Genomic DNA, 13,040 nt, shown 5'->3' with positions numbered 1-13,040 from the left:
GGTCCAGAGCATAGTGGTATGCCCGGTGACCTGGATTGGTACAGACCAATCCAGGGCATGACTACCTGTCGGTAGGGTTGGCCGGGTGACCAACACCGCGCCGTCTGCTCCCAGCCCTTTCCTGGAGTTCAGCCGGGAAGAGTGGGCCGCCCTGCGGGACCTGACTCCGATGCCGCTGACCGAGCCCGAGATCGAGCGGCTGCGCGGGCTGCTCGACGTCACCGACATCGACGAGGTGCGCGATGTCTACCTGCCGCTGACCCAGCTGCTCAGCCTGTATGTGCGGGCCACCTCGGAGCTGCGCGGCACCATCGCGTCTTTCGCCGCGGGCGCCGGCGGCGGGGACCGGCAGGGCCAGTGGACGCCGGAGACCGCGCCGCCGTTCGTCATCGGCATCGCCGGCTCGGTCTCGGTGGGCAAGTCCACGTTCTCCCGCACGCTGCGCGACCTGCTCGCCCGCAGCCCGGAGCATCCCGAAGTGGGCCTCATCACCACCGACGGCTTCCTGTACCCGAACGCCGAGCTGGAGCGCCGCGGCCTGATGGGGCGCAAGGGCTTCCCGGAGTCCTACGACCAGCGCGCGTTCCTGCGCTTCCTGTCGGCGGTGAAGTCCGGCCAGGAGGCGGTGGAGGCGCCGGTGTACTCGCACCTGGTCTACGACATCGTCCCGGGCGAGTGCGTCGAGGTGAAGCGGCCGGACATCCTGCTCGTGGAGGGCCTGAACCTGCTGCAGCCGGCCCGCACCCGGGCCGACGGCCGGACCTCGCTGGCGGTGTCGGACTTCCTGGACTTCTCGGTCTACCTCGACGCGCGCCGCTCGGACCTGAAGACCTGGTACACAGACCGGTTCCTGGCGCTGCGCTCGACGGCGTTCAGCGACCCGCAGTCCTACTTCCACAAGTTCGCCTCGCTGTCCGACGAGGCGGCGCGGGGGCTGGCGCTGGAGATCTGGACGTCGATCAACGAGCGGAACCTGATGGACAACATCCTGCCGACCCGGGGCCGGGCGCGGCTGGTGCTGCTCAAGGGCGCTGATCACCGAGTGGAGCGGGTGCGGCTGCGCAAGCCGTGACCGCCGGTCCGGGAAAGCGATGCGCGGGTCGAAGTCGAGTTCCGGCCCGCGCATCGCGCTTTCACCGCGAGGTGGACGGCGCGGTGTTCGGGGCGGTGTTCGAGGCGGTGGACGGGGCGGTGGTCGAGGCGGTGGTCGGGGCGGCCATCACCTGCAGGTTCAGGTCGGCCAGCTGCTGGCGGACCGTCGGGAACAGCGGCGAGGTCGCCAACGTCGCGAACTGCTGCGGGCTCAGCACCGGACCGTTCTGGTCGAAGCCCCACAGCGCGTGCGCGTCGGGGACCTCGGTGCCGGGCCTCCAGGGCATGTCCCGGACCATTTCGGTCAGCTCCATGCTGAACGCCGGGGCGGTGCCGCTGGGGATGAACTCGTACACCGCTGTGTGGAAGACCAGCGCCGTGGGATCGGTCACCATCGTCTTGTCACTGAGGCTGTCCTGCGCCTCGGTGTCGGTGGAGGTGACCAGGACCGTTCCTCCGGGCACCTGGACCGTTCCGGAGACCAGGGGGATCGCCGCCGTCGCCTGGTGGGGGTGGTTGTACTTCGCGTCGACGGGAGCGGCCCGATAGTCGTAGTCGCCGGGGGCCCACTGCGCGAGGCTGGTCCCGGTCGGCCCGGTGATCGTCAGTGTCGTGCACATGCCGGCCTGCCCGATGCCCCGGCAGGAGATCCGGACTCCTGCCGGGAGATACGGCTTCAACGCGTCGAGCAGTTGTTGCTCACGCTGCGGCGGATTCCCCGAAAGCTGGAACACCGCCGGGGTGGTCATGGGCGCGGTGGGATTCGGCTTGGCGGGCTCGGCAGCGCTTTGCGTCGTCGTCGCGGCATGACCCGAGCCGACCGATTCGGGCCCGCCGTCGCCGCCGGGCCGTAGCGCCAGCACCCCGGCGAGCGCCACCGCGGCCACCGCACCGGTCACGCCGGCCGTCGTCCACCGGTCGCGGCGGCGCCGTCCGTTCCCCCAGGCGACGGCGGGGCCGATCAGGTCGCGCGAGGTGGGGACCCGGTCCAGGTCGGCATCCTGGAACAAGGCCCTGACATCGTCGCTCTCATGGTCCGTCATCGATTCCTCCTTCATCAGTCTCGACGGATGTCACTGAGCGAGTCGCCGATCCGGACCCGTAGCAGCGTCAGGGCCCGCGAACTCTGACTCTTCACGGTCCCCTGTGAGACGCCGAGGGCTTCGGCGGTCTGCGCGACCGAGTAGTCCTCCCAGAACCGCAGCACCACCACAGCCCTGGCCCGGTCCGGCAGGTCGGCGAGCGCCTCCAGCAGGACGGCGGTGGTGCCGTCGCCGTAGCCGTCGCCCGGCGCGGGCGGTTCGGACACGGATTCGATCGACACCGTCGCGAACCGCTTCTTCCGCTTCGCCGACAGGTGACAGCGGTACAGCACCTGTTTGGCGTACGCGTCCGGATGCTCGACCCGCTTGATCCGGCGCCAGGAGCGGTACATCAGCCCGAAGGCCGTCTGCACCAGATCCTCGGCGCTATGCCAGTCCCCGCACAGCAGATACGCACCGCGCAGCAGCTGCTTCTGGCGGCTCGCGGCGAATTGCCGGAAGTCCTCCTCGTCGCTCATCCACCCTCCCGTTGATCGCCGACTCACCAGTACTCAATGCCGTGGCGGGCGGATCGGTTGGAAGCAGTGAGCTGCGTGTCTCCGTTTTCTACAAGACACGGCCGCGGCCGGGGGCGGACGCCGCCGGCGCCGCGCCGGTCAGCCCAACAACACGCTGGTCACCCGTCCGGGGAGCCGGTCGAGCGCGGAGCCGGGTAGGGCGCCGCGCCGCAGCTCCGCCAACCAAGCACCTCGCCGAGCGTCGGGAAGCCGTCGGCCAGCCGAGGCCAGGCCGATCCGGATCGGATCGGATCGGATCGGATCGGCGAAGGCGATCAGCACCGTGACCGCGCCGCACGGGAGTCCAGGCGCGAGCGCTCGGCGACGTCCGGGAAATGGAGTCCGTGGTAGTGGTGCACGAGGCCGCGCAGAACGGGAACAGGCTCGCGACGCACGCTTTCCATGCGCGGAGCCTATTCCCGTGCGTTCAGGTCAGGCCGCCTCACCTGATACGCGGAAGGACTGCAGCCGCCGCGTCCCATAGCCCAGCGCCACGACGGTGAACGCCACGGACATGATCACCGAGGTGCTCAGCGAGAGGTTCGCGCCGAGGTTCGGCAGGTGCCCGATCTTGTCGGCCAGGCCCAGTTCGTACTGGCCGATGGACAGCAGGCGCAGGCCGCTGACATAGCGGGTCAGCAGGCTCTCCCAGACCAGGATGTAGATCAGGGTCACGGCCACCGAGCGCTTGGTCACCACCGACAGGAACAGGAAGAACGCGCTGTAGACCAGGGCCCCGATCGCGGCGGCGACGATGACGCCGACCGCCTCGGAGGCGTCGCCCTTGACCGGCGTGAACGTCATGTCCAGCGGGCCGGGGTTGTCGACGTAGCCGGAGGTGCCGATGAAGGCCGCGATCGCGATCGGCACCACGGCGAACACCAGGGTCGCGCCGGAGGCCACGATCCACTTGGTGAACATCACGGTGGCCCGGCTGACCGGGGTGGCCAGCAGGTGCAGGATCGAGGCGTCGTCGACCTCGGTGCCCAGCACCGAGGTGCCGATGATCATCGCGGTCAGCGGCAGCAGCGTGACCAGCCCGATCTGCCCGAGCACCACGCCGGGCCAGCCGAAATCGTGCGAGCTGTTGATGTTGGTGGCGGCGCGCAGCCCGATGGTCAGGGCCAGCAGCAGCGCCGGGGGCAGCGCGATCAGCAGCGAGCGGCGCCGGCCCAGCAGACCGCGCAGCGTGATGGCGGCGATCGTGGGATTGAAGACGGTTGACATCTGTGTCAGCTCCTTACGACGCCACCAGATAGGTGAACACGGACTCCAGCGACTCGTCGGCGGGCAGCACCGCGCGCAGCCGCACATGGTGCTCGCGCGCCACCGCCGCCAGCTCCCGGCTGAACGCGCCGTAGTCGCCGGCCCGCACCTCCAAGCCGCCGCCGGGGTTCAGCTCCACGCCGTTGACCGACGGCCGGCCGATCAGCGCCGCGGCCAGGGTCCGGTCGTCGCTGGAGGCGACCTGGAACACGTGCGGACGGCTGGTCATCAGCCGGCGGATGGTGCGGTAGTCGCCGGAGGCGGCCAGCCGGCCGGCCACGATGACCTGCACCGTGCCGCTGAGCTTCTCGACCTCCTCCAGGATGTGCGAGGAGAACACGATGGTGTGGCCGGCGTCGCCGAGCCGGTGCAGCAGGTCCATCATGTGCATGCGCTGGCGCGGGTCCATGCCGTTGAACGGCTCGTCCAGCAGCAGCACGCGCGGGTCGTGCACGAGCGCGGCGGCCACCTTGATGCGCTGGCGCATGCCCTTGGAGTAGGTCTCGATGCGGCGGTCGGCGGCCTCGGTGTCCATCTCGACCATGCGCAGCGCGCGGGCCACGGCGGCCTCGACGTCGGGCAGCTTGTGCAGCTTGGCCGTCGCGGCGACGAACTGCCGGCCGGTCAGGAAGGCGTAGACCGAGTCGCGCTCGGGCACCAGGCCGATCACCTTGTAGATGCCGGGGTTGTGCCACGCGGTCTGGCCGGCCACGGTGACCGTGCCGCGCGAGGGCGACAGGAAGCCGGAGACCAGGTGCAGCAGCGTGGACTTGCCGGCGCCGTTCGGGCCGAGCAGGCCGGTCACGCCCGGGCCGATGGTCATCGTGATGTCGTTGACCGCGACCACGTTGCCGTACCAGTGGGTCACGTTGTCCAGCACGATCTCGGCCGGGCCGCCGTTCGGCGCCCGCACCGGCGCCGGGGCCGGCGTCTCGCGCTGCACGGGGATGTCGTCGATGGTCACAGCAGGCTCGCCTTCTGGTAGCGGCGAATCAGGAGGAGGACGGCCAGCGCGCAGAGCACGGCGACCACGGCCAGGTACACGATTCCGAAGCTGCCGGGGTAGGGCACGTCGGCGTTCTTCGGCGCTCGGCCGACGATCCACTCCTTCAGCCCTTCGAGCAGGTTCGCCGGGCTCAGCAGGCCGGAGATCTTGGGCCCGGTGCCGACCGACTCGGGCTTCACGAAGTAGCCGGTGCCGTCGGCGTTGTGGTGGTAGTGCGGCTGGAACCCGGTCAGGTGGATCAGCGCGGAGGAGATGACCCAGGACCCGAAGAAGAACACCGCGACGGCGCCGGTGGCGAAGGCGCGGCGGCCCGTGTAGCAGGAGAGCACCGCGGCCAGGACGCTGAACACGACGGAGTACAGCAGCGCCAGCTCCAGGCCGGGGATGAAGGCCCGGGTCTCGGCCCAGACGGCGGAGCCGCCGTGCAGCGAGCCGATGGTGCCGACGTAGAGCAGCAGCTCGGGGACCGCGGTGAGCACCAGCATCGCGGTGATCAGGGCGCTGACCTTCGCGATCGGGTAGTCGGTGCGGCGCAGCGGCCGGGAGAAGTACAGCGGCAGGGCGCGATTGCGGATGTCGCGGGAGATCAGCTCCGGGGTCACGGCCGCCAGGTACAGGACGAGGACCAGCTGGAAGCTGAACATGTACTCGTCGTAGCGGATGGCGTGGACGCCGGTCCTGGAGACCGCGAAGGCGTTCGCGATGGCCGGCAGGCACATGATGACCAGGGCCATGAAGGGCACGACCTTGGCGCGCGGGCCGCGGCCCAGGCCCCAGGCCGAGCGCAGGCTGTGCCAGTACAGGGCGCGGACGACGCCCAGGCGGCCGACGCGGTCGCCGGTGTAGGTGCGGTAGCCGATGTCGTGGATGACGCCGGACGGCGAGCCGGCGGCGGCGGTTTCGCTACTCATGGTCGGTCTCGCTCTCGGCGGCTTCGGCGGAGGCTTCGGCGGCGGGGGCCGGGGGTACTGCGGCGGCGTCGGCGGCGGGTGCGGCGGGATCTGCGGCAGCGGCAGCGGCGGCCGTGGCTGATGCGGCAGAGGCGGCGGCGGCGGCCGAGGGTGCGGCGGTGCCGGCGAGCGGTCCGGCCTCGGACCCGTCGCGCTCGTCGGGACCGTCCAGATCGTCGAACTCCTCGTCGGCGAACAGCTCCTCGACCCGGTGCCGCCGCCGCTCCAGCCGGTTCAGCGGCAGCCCGAGGTCGGCCACCGCGTCCCGGATCGCGTCGTAGATCCCGTCGGACTCCTCCTCGGTCGCCCCGAGCCGGACCAGCAGCGCCCGGCCGTCGCGGCGCGGCGTGAGGCCGGCGCTCTTCAGCGCCGCCGCCAGCTTCGCCGCGCCCTCGTCGACCTCGACCGCCAGGACCGCGCTGGCCTTGGTGAAGGCCGACATGGAGGCCGCGCGCAGCAGCTTGCCGGATTCGATGGCGACCAGGGAGTCGCAGATCTGCTCGATCTCGCCCAGCAGGTGCGAGGCGACCAGGATGGAGATGCCGAACTCGGCGCCGATGCGCTCGACCAGGTCCAGCATCGCCTCGCGGCCGGCCGGGTCCAGGCCGTTGGTGGGCTCGTCCAGCAGCAGCAGGCGCGGGTCGCCGACCAGTGCCTGGGCCAGCTTCACGCGCTGCTTCATGCCGGTGGAGTAGGTGCCGATCAGGCGGTAGCGCTCCTCGTGCAGGCCGACGTGGCGCAGCGATTCGGCGGCCCGCTCCTTGGCGGCGGTCGGCGGCAGGCCGCCCATGCGGCCCATATGCGTGACGAACTCGGTGGCGGTCACGTCGGGCGGCAGGCAGTCGTGCTCGGGCATGTAGCCGACCAGGGTCCTGATGCGCTCGGCCTGGTCGACGACGTCGTACCCGAGGACCGAGGCCGAGCCGGAGGACGGGGCCAGCAGCCCGAGCAGGATCTTGATCAGCGTCGACTTGCCCGCGCCGTTCGCCCCGACCAGCCCGATGACGCCGGCCGGGACGGACAGGGTCAGGCCGTCCAGTGCCGTCACCGCGCCCCGGGCGGCGCCGTTGTAGCGCTTGGTGAGGCCGGATGCCTCGATCACGGCGGCGGAGGCTGCCGGGACGGCCCGCGGGGCCGTTGGTGCCGTGGCTGTGGTCATGGTGACAACGGTAGAGAGCCAGGGACCCGCCGCGCTTCAGCTTGAAGTCTCCGATGCCCGTAGCCCGCAAGGATGACGGCATCGCCCGTCGGGAGTAGTCCGGAGCCCCGTCACCCCCTCCCATCGACGTCGCCGTCCGCTCCGGCCGGATGGTGGACCGGTGGCGGCCGATCCCCTGAATCTTGTTAGCGTGAACTCATGAACACGGCCGATCTTCTCACCATCACTTCCGATGATCTGGCCATCACGCGCCTGGGAGACCGCACCGTCGACACCCCGCTGGCCGACCTGCTCGGCGAGCGTGAGGAGACGTGGCACTACGTCACCGAGACCGACCGGGTCCTGCTCGACGTGGTCCAGGGCATAGCGAACAAGCGCGACGTGGATGTGGCCGGCCTGCCGGCCTTCAACCCCGGCGGCCCCCGCCGGAAGCTGTTCTTCGAGCCGTCCGAGGTCACCGCCGCCATCGTCACCTGCGGCGGCCTGTGCCCCGGCCTGAACAACGTGATCCGCGGCCTGGTGCTGCACCTGGGCCGGGCCTACGGCGTCAAGCGCGTCCTGGGGTTCCGCAACGGCTTCAAGGGCCTCACCGACGGCTCGGAGCCGATGGAGCTCACCGAGCAGGCGGTCGCCGACATCCAGAACCGCGGCGGCACCATCCTGGGCACCTCCCGGGGCAACCAGGACCCCCGGGTGGCCGTGGACACGATGGTCCGGCTCGGGGTCAACATCCTGTTCGTGATCGGCGGCGACGGCACTCTGCGCGGCGCCGAGAAGCTGGCGGACGAGGCCCGCGCCCGCGGCGAGCGCATCGCGGTGGTCGGCATCCCGAAGACCATCGACAACGACATCCCCTGGATCGACCGCTCCTTCGGCTTCCACACCGCGTTCGGCCAGGCCGCGCAGTCCATCCGCGCGGCGCACATAGAGGCGTCCTCGACGGAGAACGGCGTCGGCCTGGTGAAGCTGATGGGCCGGCACAGCGGCTTCATCGCCTGCTACTCGACCCTGGCCAGCCACGACGTGGACTTCACCCTGATCCCCGAGGTCCCCTTCGGCATAGACACGTTCCTGTCGCGCCTGAAGAAGAAGGTCGAGCAGCAGGGACACGCCGTGGTCGTGGTCGCCGAGGGCGCGGGCCAGGAGCACTTCCCGGCCTCGGACCAGACCGACGCCTCGGGGAACACGAAGCTGAACGACATCGGGGCGCTGCTGAAGCGGCGGATCGTCGAGTCGTTCGGGGACGAGCCGCTGTCGGTGCGCTACGTGGACCCCGGCTACGAGATCCGCTCCGTCCCGGCGAACGCCTTCGACGCGGTGTACTGCACGCGCCTGGCGCAGGCCGCCACCCACGCCGGCATGGCGGGCTTCACCTCGATGGTGGTCGGCCAGTGGAGCGGCCGGATGGTGCACCTGCCGATCGAGCTGGCCACGGCCAGCCGGAACGTGGTTGACCCGCACGGTCAGCTGTGGATGAACGTGCTGGAGACCACGGGGCAGCCCAAGCAGATGCTGTGAGCCGCGGCACGCCCTCCGGCGCGCCGCGGCCCCCGGGTCATCAGCCCTAGCCCAGCGCCATCTTCACGACCCCGGCCAGGTGCTCGGCCAGCCGGCGCGCCAGCGCGGCGTCCTCGGCCTCCACCATCACCCGGACCAGCGGCTCGGTCCCGCTCGGCCGCAGCAGCACCCGCCCGGTCTCGCCGAGCTCGGCCTCGGCCTCCTTCACGGCCTGCGCCAGCTCCGCGCTCGTCGCGGCCCGCGACTTGTCCACGTCCTTGACGTTGATCATCACCTGCGGGAACTTGTGCATCACCGCCGCGAGCTCGGCCAGCGACTGCCCGGTCTCGGCCACCCGGGCCAGCAGGTGCAGCGCCGTCAGGGTGCCGTCGCCGGTGGTGGCGTGCTCGGTGAGGATCACGTGGCCGGACTGCTCGCCGCCGAGCACGTAGCCGCCGGCGCGCATGACCTCCAGCACGTAGCGGTCGCCGACCGCGGTCTCGACGAAGTTCAGGCCCTCGCGCCGCATCGCCTGCTTGAAGCCGAAGTTCGCCATCACGGTGCCGACCACCGTGTCGCCGGCCAGCTTGCCCTGGGCGCGCAGGGACAGCGCCAGGACCGCCAGGATCTGGTCGCCGTCGACCTCCTCGCCGTCGGCGTCGACGGCCAGGCAGCGGTCCGCGTCGCCGTCGTGGGCGATGCCGGCGTGCGCGCCGTGCTCGATCACGGCCGCCTTCAGCTTGGCCAGGTGGGTGGATCCGCAGTCGTCGTTGATGTTCTGGCCGTCGGGCTCGACGTGGGTGGCGATCACCTCGGCGCCGGCGCGGCGCAGCGCTTCCGGGGAGACCCGGTAGGCGGCGCCGTTGGCCTCGTCGACGACCACCTTCAGGCCGTCCAGGCGGTTGGGGAGGGTGGCCAGCAGGTGCTCGATGTAGCGCTCGCCGCCCTCGGGGTAGTCGTTGACCCGGCCGACGGCGGCGCCGACGGGGCGCGACCACTGCTCGTTCATCCGGGCCTCGATGGCGTCCTCGAGGGCGTCGTCGAGCTTCACGCCGCCGCGGGCGAGGAACTTGATGCCGTTGTCCGGGGCCGGGTTGTGCGAGGCCGACAGGACCACGCCGAGGTCGGCGCCCAGGGCCTCGGTCAGGTAGGCGACCGCCGGGGTGGGCAGCACGCCCAGGCGCAGCACGTCCACGCCGGCCGAGGCCAGCCCGGCGACCACGGCGCCCTCCAGGAACTCCCCGGAGGCCCGGGGATCGCGGCCGACCACCGCCTTGGGCCGGTGTCCCTCGAACGCCCCCACTTCGCCGAGCACGTGCGCGGCGGCCACCGAAAGGTCCAGCGCCAGTTCCGCTGTCAGATCCCGGTTGGCCATGCCGCGAACGCCGTCGGTGCCGAAAAGCCTGGTCATATGCGCGTTCTCCTAGAGGGGGCAGGAGGGTGGAACCCTAGGGATCGGTATTCCCGGGAAAACATCGTACGAACGCCCCGGAAAGCGGATGCTCCCGGGGCGTTCGTATCCACCGTGCGTCCGCACTCGATCGCGGACAGTCGGTGATTTAGCGCTTGCTGTACTGCGGCGCCTTACGGGCCTTCTTCAGACCGGCCTTCTTGCGCTCGGTGGCGCGGGGGTCCCGGGTCAGGAAGCCGGCCTTCTTCAGCGTCGCCCGGTTGTTCTCCAGGTCCGCCGCGTTCAGCGCGCGGGCCACGCCCAGGCGCAGCGCGCCGGCCTGGCCGGAGATGCCGCCGCCGTCGATGCGGGCGACGACGTCGTACGCGCCGTCCAGCTCCAGGACCTTGAACGGGTCGTTCACCAGCTGCTGGTGGACCTTGTTCGGGAAGTAGGAGTCCAGGGTGCGGCCGTTGATCTTCCAGGTGCCGGTGCCCGGCACGATCCGGACGCGGGCGATGGCCTCCTTGCGGCGGCCCAGGCCCTGGCCGGAGGTGCTGGCCGTACGGCGCACGACCGGGGCGGCCGCGGCCGCGGGGGTCTCGGAGGTGTACTCGGTGAGCTCCTCCTCGGTGCCGTCGCCGGCGAACTCGTCAACGGTCTCGGTGGTGGTGTCGACCTCGGTCACAGCCACAGTTCCTTTCTGGGAAATCTAAGAAGAGTGGAGTGGCCGGGACTACTGCGCGACCTGGTTGATGACGAACGGCTCGGGCTTCTGCGCGGCGTGCGGGTGCTCCTCGCCGCGGTACACCTTCAGCTTCGACAGCTGCTGGCGGCCCAGGGAGTTCTTCGGCAGCATGCCGCGGACGGCCTTCTCGATGGCCTTGCGCGGGTCCTTGTCGATCAGGTCGCCGTACTTGACGGAACGCAGACCGCCCGGGTAGCCGGAGTGCCGGTACGCGAGCTTGTCCTCGCGCTTGTTGCCGGAGAGGTGAACCTTCTCGGCGTTGATGATGATGACGAAGTCGCCGGTGTCGACGTGCGGCGCGAAGATCGCCTTGTGCTTCCCGCGCAGAAGCTGCGCGGTCTGCGAGGCGAGACGGCCGAGAACGACGTCACGGGCATCGATGACGTGCCACTGACGCTGCACGTCACCGGGCTTGGGGCTGAACGTACGCACGGAAATGCTCCTGGCGTGTGTCGTAGACGTTTACGCGGTGAAGAAGCACGCCGTCGTCGTGAGTACAAGGCATGCCTAAAGGCGCGAATTGACCTCGCCGTACCCTGCCGCTTTCCCCGGATGCAACGCCAGGGTCATGGTCTCGTACCGGCGCGGGTCGAACGCACCAAGCCACCACTTTACCCGATGGCGGGAGGTGCTCATGACTTCGCACCGGACTTGACCGGCCTGCGGTCCGGCCGGCGCTCGTCCCACACCGGTTCGGGCGCCTCGTAGACCCGGCCGTCGGAGCCGAAGACCAGGTAGCGGTCGAAGCCGCGGGCGAACCACCGGTCGTGCGTGACGGCGATCACGGTGCCCTGGTACGCCTCCAGGCCGGCCTCCAGCGCGTCCGCCGACATCAGGTCCAGGTTGTCGGTCGGCTCGTCCAGCAGGAGCATCGTGGAGCCGGTCAGCTCCAGGCGCAGGATCTGGAACCGCGCCTGCTGGCCTCCGGAAAGGTTGCCGAAGCGTTGCTCCGCCTGTTGATTCAGCGCATAGCGCGCGAGCGTCGGGGACGCGTTGTCGCGTTGGAAAGAGAACTCCTCCCAGAGGATCTCCAGGAGAGTCTTCTGCTCCAGCGCCGGCTGGCGGTGCGTCTGGCGGAAGTGTCCGGGGACGACGCGCGCGCCGAGTTTGAAGGTGCCGGTGTGGGCGATGTCCTCACCCGCCAGGAGACGGAGGAAGTGGGACTTCCCTGAGCCGTTCCCTCCGAGAACCGCTACGCGTTCCCCATAGAAGACTTCCGTAGAGAACGGCTTCATAAGGCCGCTCAGCTCCAGATCCACGCACTCGAAAGCGCGGACACCGGTACGGCCGCCCTTAAGGCGCATCTTCACCTGTTGCTCGCGCGGCGGCGCCGGAGGCGGACCCGCCTGCTCGAACTTCTCCAGGCGCGTGCACATGGCGCGGTACTTGGCGGCCATGTCGGGGCTGATCTTCGCTTGCTGGCGGAGAGTGTTCACCAGGTCCTTGAGCCTGCGGTGTTCCTCTTCCCAGCGGCGCAGGAGTTCTTCGAAGCGGTCGAAGCGGGCCTTGCGGGCCTCGTGGTAGTTCCCGAAGCCGCCGCCGTGGATCCAGACGGAGCCGCCGATGCCGCCGCTGGAACCGACCTCCACGGTGACGATCTTCTTGGCGGTACGCGCCAGGAGTTCGCGGTCGTGGGTGACGAACAGGACCGTCTTGACGGTCTCGTTGATGGCCTCTTCCAGCCAGCGCTTGCCGGGGACGTCCAGGAAGTTGTCCGGCTCGTCGAGCAGGAGCACCTGATCCGGGCCGCGCAGGAGGGCTTCCAGGACGAGGCGCTTCTGCTCACCGCCGGAGAGCGTAGAGGCGGCGCGGAACTGTGCCTGGATATAGGGAATGCCAATAGCGATGGTGCAGCAGGTGTCCCATAGCGTTTCCGCTTCATAGCCGCCTGCGTCGCCCCAGTCGACGAGCGCCTGTGCGTAACGCATCTGGGTCGGCTCGGACTCGTCCTCCATCATGGCCAGTTCCGCGGCCTCCAACTCCGCCGCGGCCTTCTGGAGCGCAGGCTGCGCGACGGACAACAGGAGAGTGCGCACGGTCGGCGGTTCTTCGCCGTCCTGCGGCTTGCGGTCCACGAACTGCCGCATCACGCCGAGGCCGCCGGAGCGGACCACGGCGCCGCCGGTCGGCTCGACGTCGCCGGCGATCAGCCGCAGCAGGGTGGTCTTGCCCGCGCCGTTCGCGCCGACCAGGGCCGCCTTGTCGCCGTCGCCGATCCGGAACGACACGTCCTCCAGCAGGATGCGGCCGTCCGGGAGGTGGTACTGGAGGCTGTTGACGTCGATATGGCCCATAGGTGGCAGTCTCGCTCAGGCCTTCTTAGTCGCGCGAG

Annotated in this window: 13 protein-coding genes; 2 read left to right on the top strand and 11 right to left on the bottom strand. The window is 70.2% G+C overall.

Features of this window, described 5'->3' with window-relative positions; genetic code table 11:
• Positions 1–85 precede the first annotated feature (85 nt).
• Positions 86–1,072 carry a type I pantothenate kinase gene (gene coaA, locus ABH926_RS12860; RefSeq protein ID WP_370365702.1) on the top strand — a complete coding sequence of 329 codons (987 nt, stop codon included), beginning with the start codon at positions 86–88 and terminating at the stop codon, positions 1,070–1,072.
• 61 nt (positions 1,073–1,133) lie between these two features.
• Here the strand turns inward: coaA and ABH926_RS12855 are convergent, their stop codons facing one another.
• The 7 genes from ABH926_RS12855 to ABH926_RS12825 all read right to left on the bottom strand — a co-directional run bounded on the left by ABH926_RS12855 (position 1,134) and on the right by ABH926_RS12825 (position 7,073).
• Positions 1,134–2,135 (bottom strand): hypothetical protein, encoded by a 1,002-nt coding sequence (locus ABH926_RS12855; RefSeq protein ID WP_370365701.1) that lies wholly within the window; start codon positions 2,133–2,135, stop codon positions 1,134–1,136.
• Between the two features lie 14 nt (positions 2,136–2,149).
• Positions 2,150–2,653 (bottom strand): SigE family RNA polymerase sigma factor, encoded by a 504-nt coding sequence (locus ABH926_RS12850; protein ID WP_370365700.1) that lies wholly within the window; start codon positions 2,651–2,653, stop codon positions 2,150–2,152.
• A 314-nt stretch (positions 2,654–2,967) separates the two neighbouring features.
• Positions 2,968–3,096, bottom strand: a complete 129-nt coding sequence (locus ABH926_RS12845; protein WP_370365699.1) for a hypothetical protein — start codon at positions 3,094–3,096, stop codon at positions 2,968–2,970.
• 28 nt (positions 3,097–3,124) lie between these two features.
• Entirely contained in the window at positions 3,125–3,919 is a 795-nt protein-coding gene (locus ABH926_RS12840; RefSeq protein WP_370365698.1) for an ABC transporter permease subunit, read from the bottom strand.
• Positions 3,920–3,932: 13 nt separating this feature from the next.
• Positions 3,933–4,922 (bottom strand): ABC transporter ATP-binding protein, encoded by a 990-nt coding sequence (locus ABH926_RS12835; RefSeq protein WP_370365697.1) that lies wholly within the window; start codon positions 4,920–4,922, stop codon positions 3,933–3,935.
• Positions 4,919–5,875, bottom strand: coding sequence for an ABC transporter permease (locus ABH926_RS12830; RefSeq protein WP_370365696.1), 957 nt, complete (start codon positions 5,873–5,875; stop codon positions 4,919–4,921). The genes ABH926_RS12835 and ABH926_RS12830 overlap by 4 nt, the downstream gene beginning before the upstream one ends.
• Positions 5,868–7,073, bottom strand: coding sequence for an ABC transporter ATP-binding protein (locus ABH926_RS12825; RefSeq protein WP_370365695.1), 1,206 nt, complete (start codon positions 7,071–7,073; stop codon positions 5,868–5,870). The genes ABH926_RS12830 and ABH926_RS12825 overlap by 8 nt, the downstream gene beginning before the upstream one ends.
• Before the next feature lie 198 nt (positions 7,074–7,271).
• Between ABH926_RS12825 and ABH926_RS12820 the strand changes: the two genes are divergently transcribed.
• Positions 7,272–8,591 carry an ATP-dependent 6-phosphofructokinase gene (locus ABH926_RS12820; RefSeq protein WP_370365694.1) on the top strand — a complete coding sequence of 440 codons (1,320 nt, stop codon included), beginning with the start codon at positions 7,272–7,274 and terminating at the stop codon, positions 8,589–8,591.
• A 46-nt stretch (positions 8,592–8,637) separates the two neighbouring features.
• Here the strand turns inward: ABH926_RS12820 and glmM are convergent, their stop codons facing one another.
• The 4 genes from glmM to ABH926_RS12800 all read right to left on the bottom strand — a co-directional run bounded on the left by glmM (position 8,638) and on the right by ABH926_RS12800 (position 13,002).
• Positions 8,638–9,981, bottom strand: a complete 1,344-nt coding sequence (gene glmM, locus ABH926_RS12815; protein ID WP_370365693.1) for a phosphoglucosamine mutase — start codon at positions 9,979–9,981, stop codon at positions 8,638–8,640.
• A 148-nt stretch (positions 9,982–10,129) separates the two neighbouring features.
• Positions 10,130–10,648: a 30S ribosomal protein S9 gene (rpsI, locus tag ABH926_RS12810; RefSeq protein ID WP_370365692.1), complete on the bottom strand. Its 519-nt coding sequence runs from the start codon at positions 10,646–10,648 to the stop codon at positions 10,130–10,132.
• A 48-nt stretch (positions 10,649–10,696) separates the two neighbouring features.
• On the bottom strand, positions 10,697–11,140 hold the full coding sequence (gene rplM, locus ABH926_RS12805; RefSeq protein ID WP_370365690.1) for a 50S ribosomal protein L13: 444 nt from the start codon (positions 11,138–11,140) through the stop codon (positions 10,697–10,699).
• Positions 11,141–11,340: 200 nt separating this feature from the next.
• A complete protein-coding gene (locus tag ABH926_RS12800; RefSeq protein WP_370365689.1) occupies positions 11,341–13,002 on the bottom strand; it encodes an ABC-F family ATP-binding cassette domain-containing protein in 1,662 nt (553 codons plus the stop codon).
• Positions 13,003–13,040: the final 38 nt, after the last annotated feature.

Origin of the sequence: Catenulispora sp. GP43 (genome assembly GCF_041260665.1) — a bacterium.
Taxonomy (GTDB): Bacteria; Actinomycetota; Actinomycetes; order Streptomycetales; family Catenulisporaceae; genus Catenulispora.
Note: the sequence above shows the minus strand (reverse complement) of the source record. Positions and strands in the feature narration are given on the sequence as shown.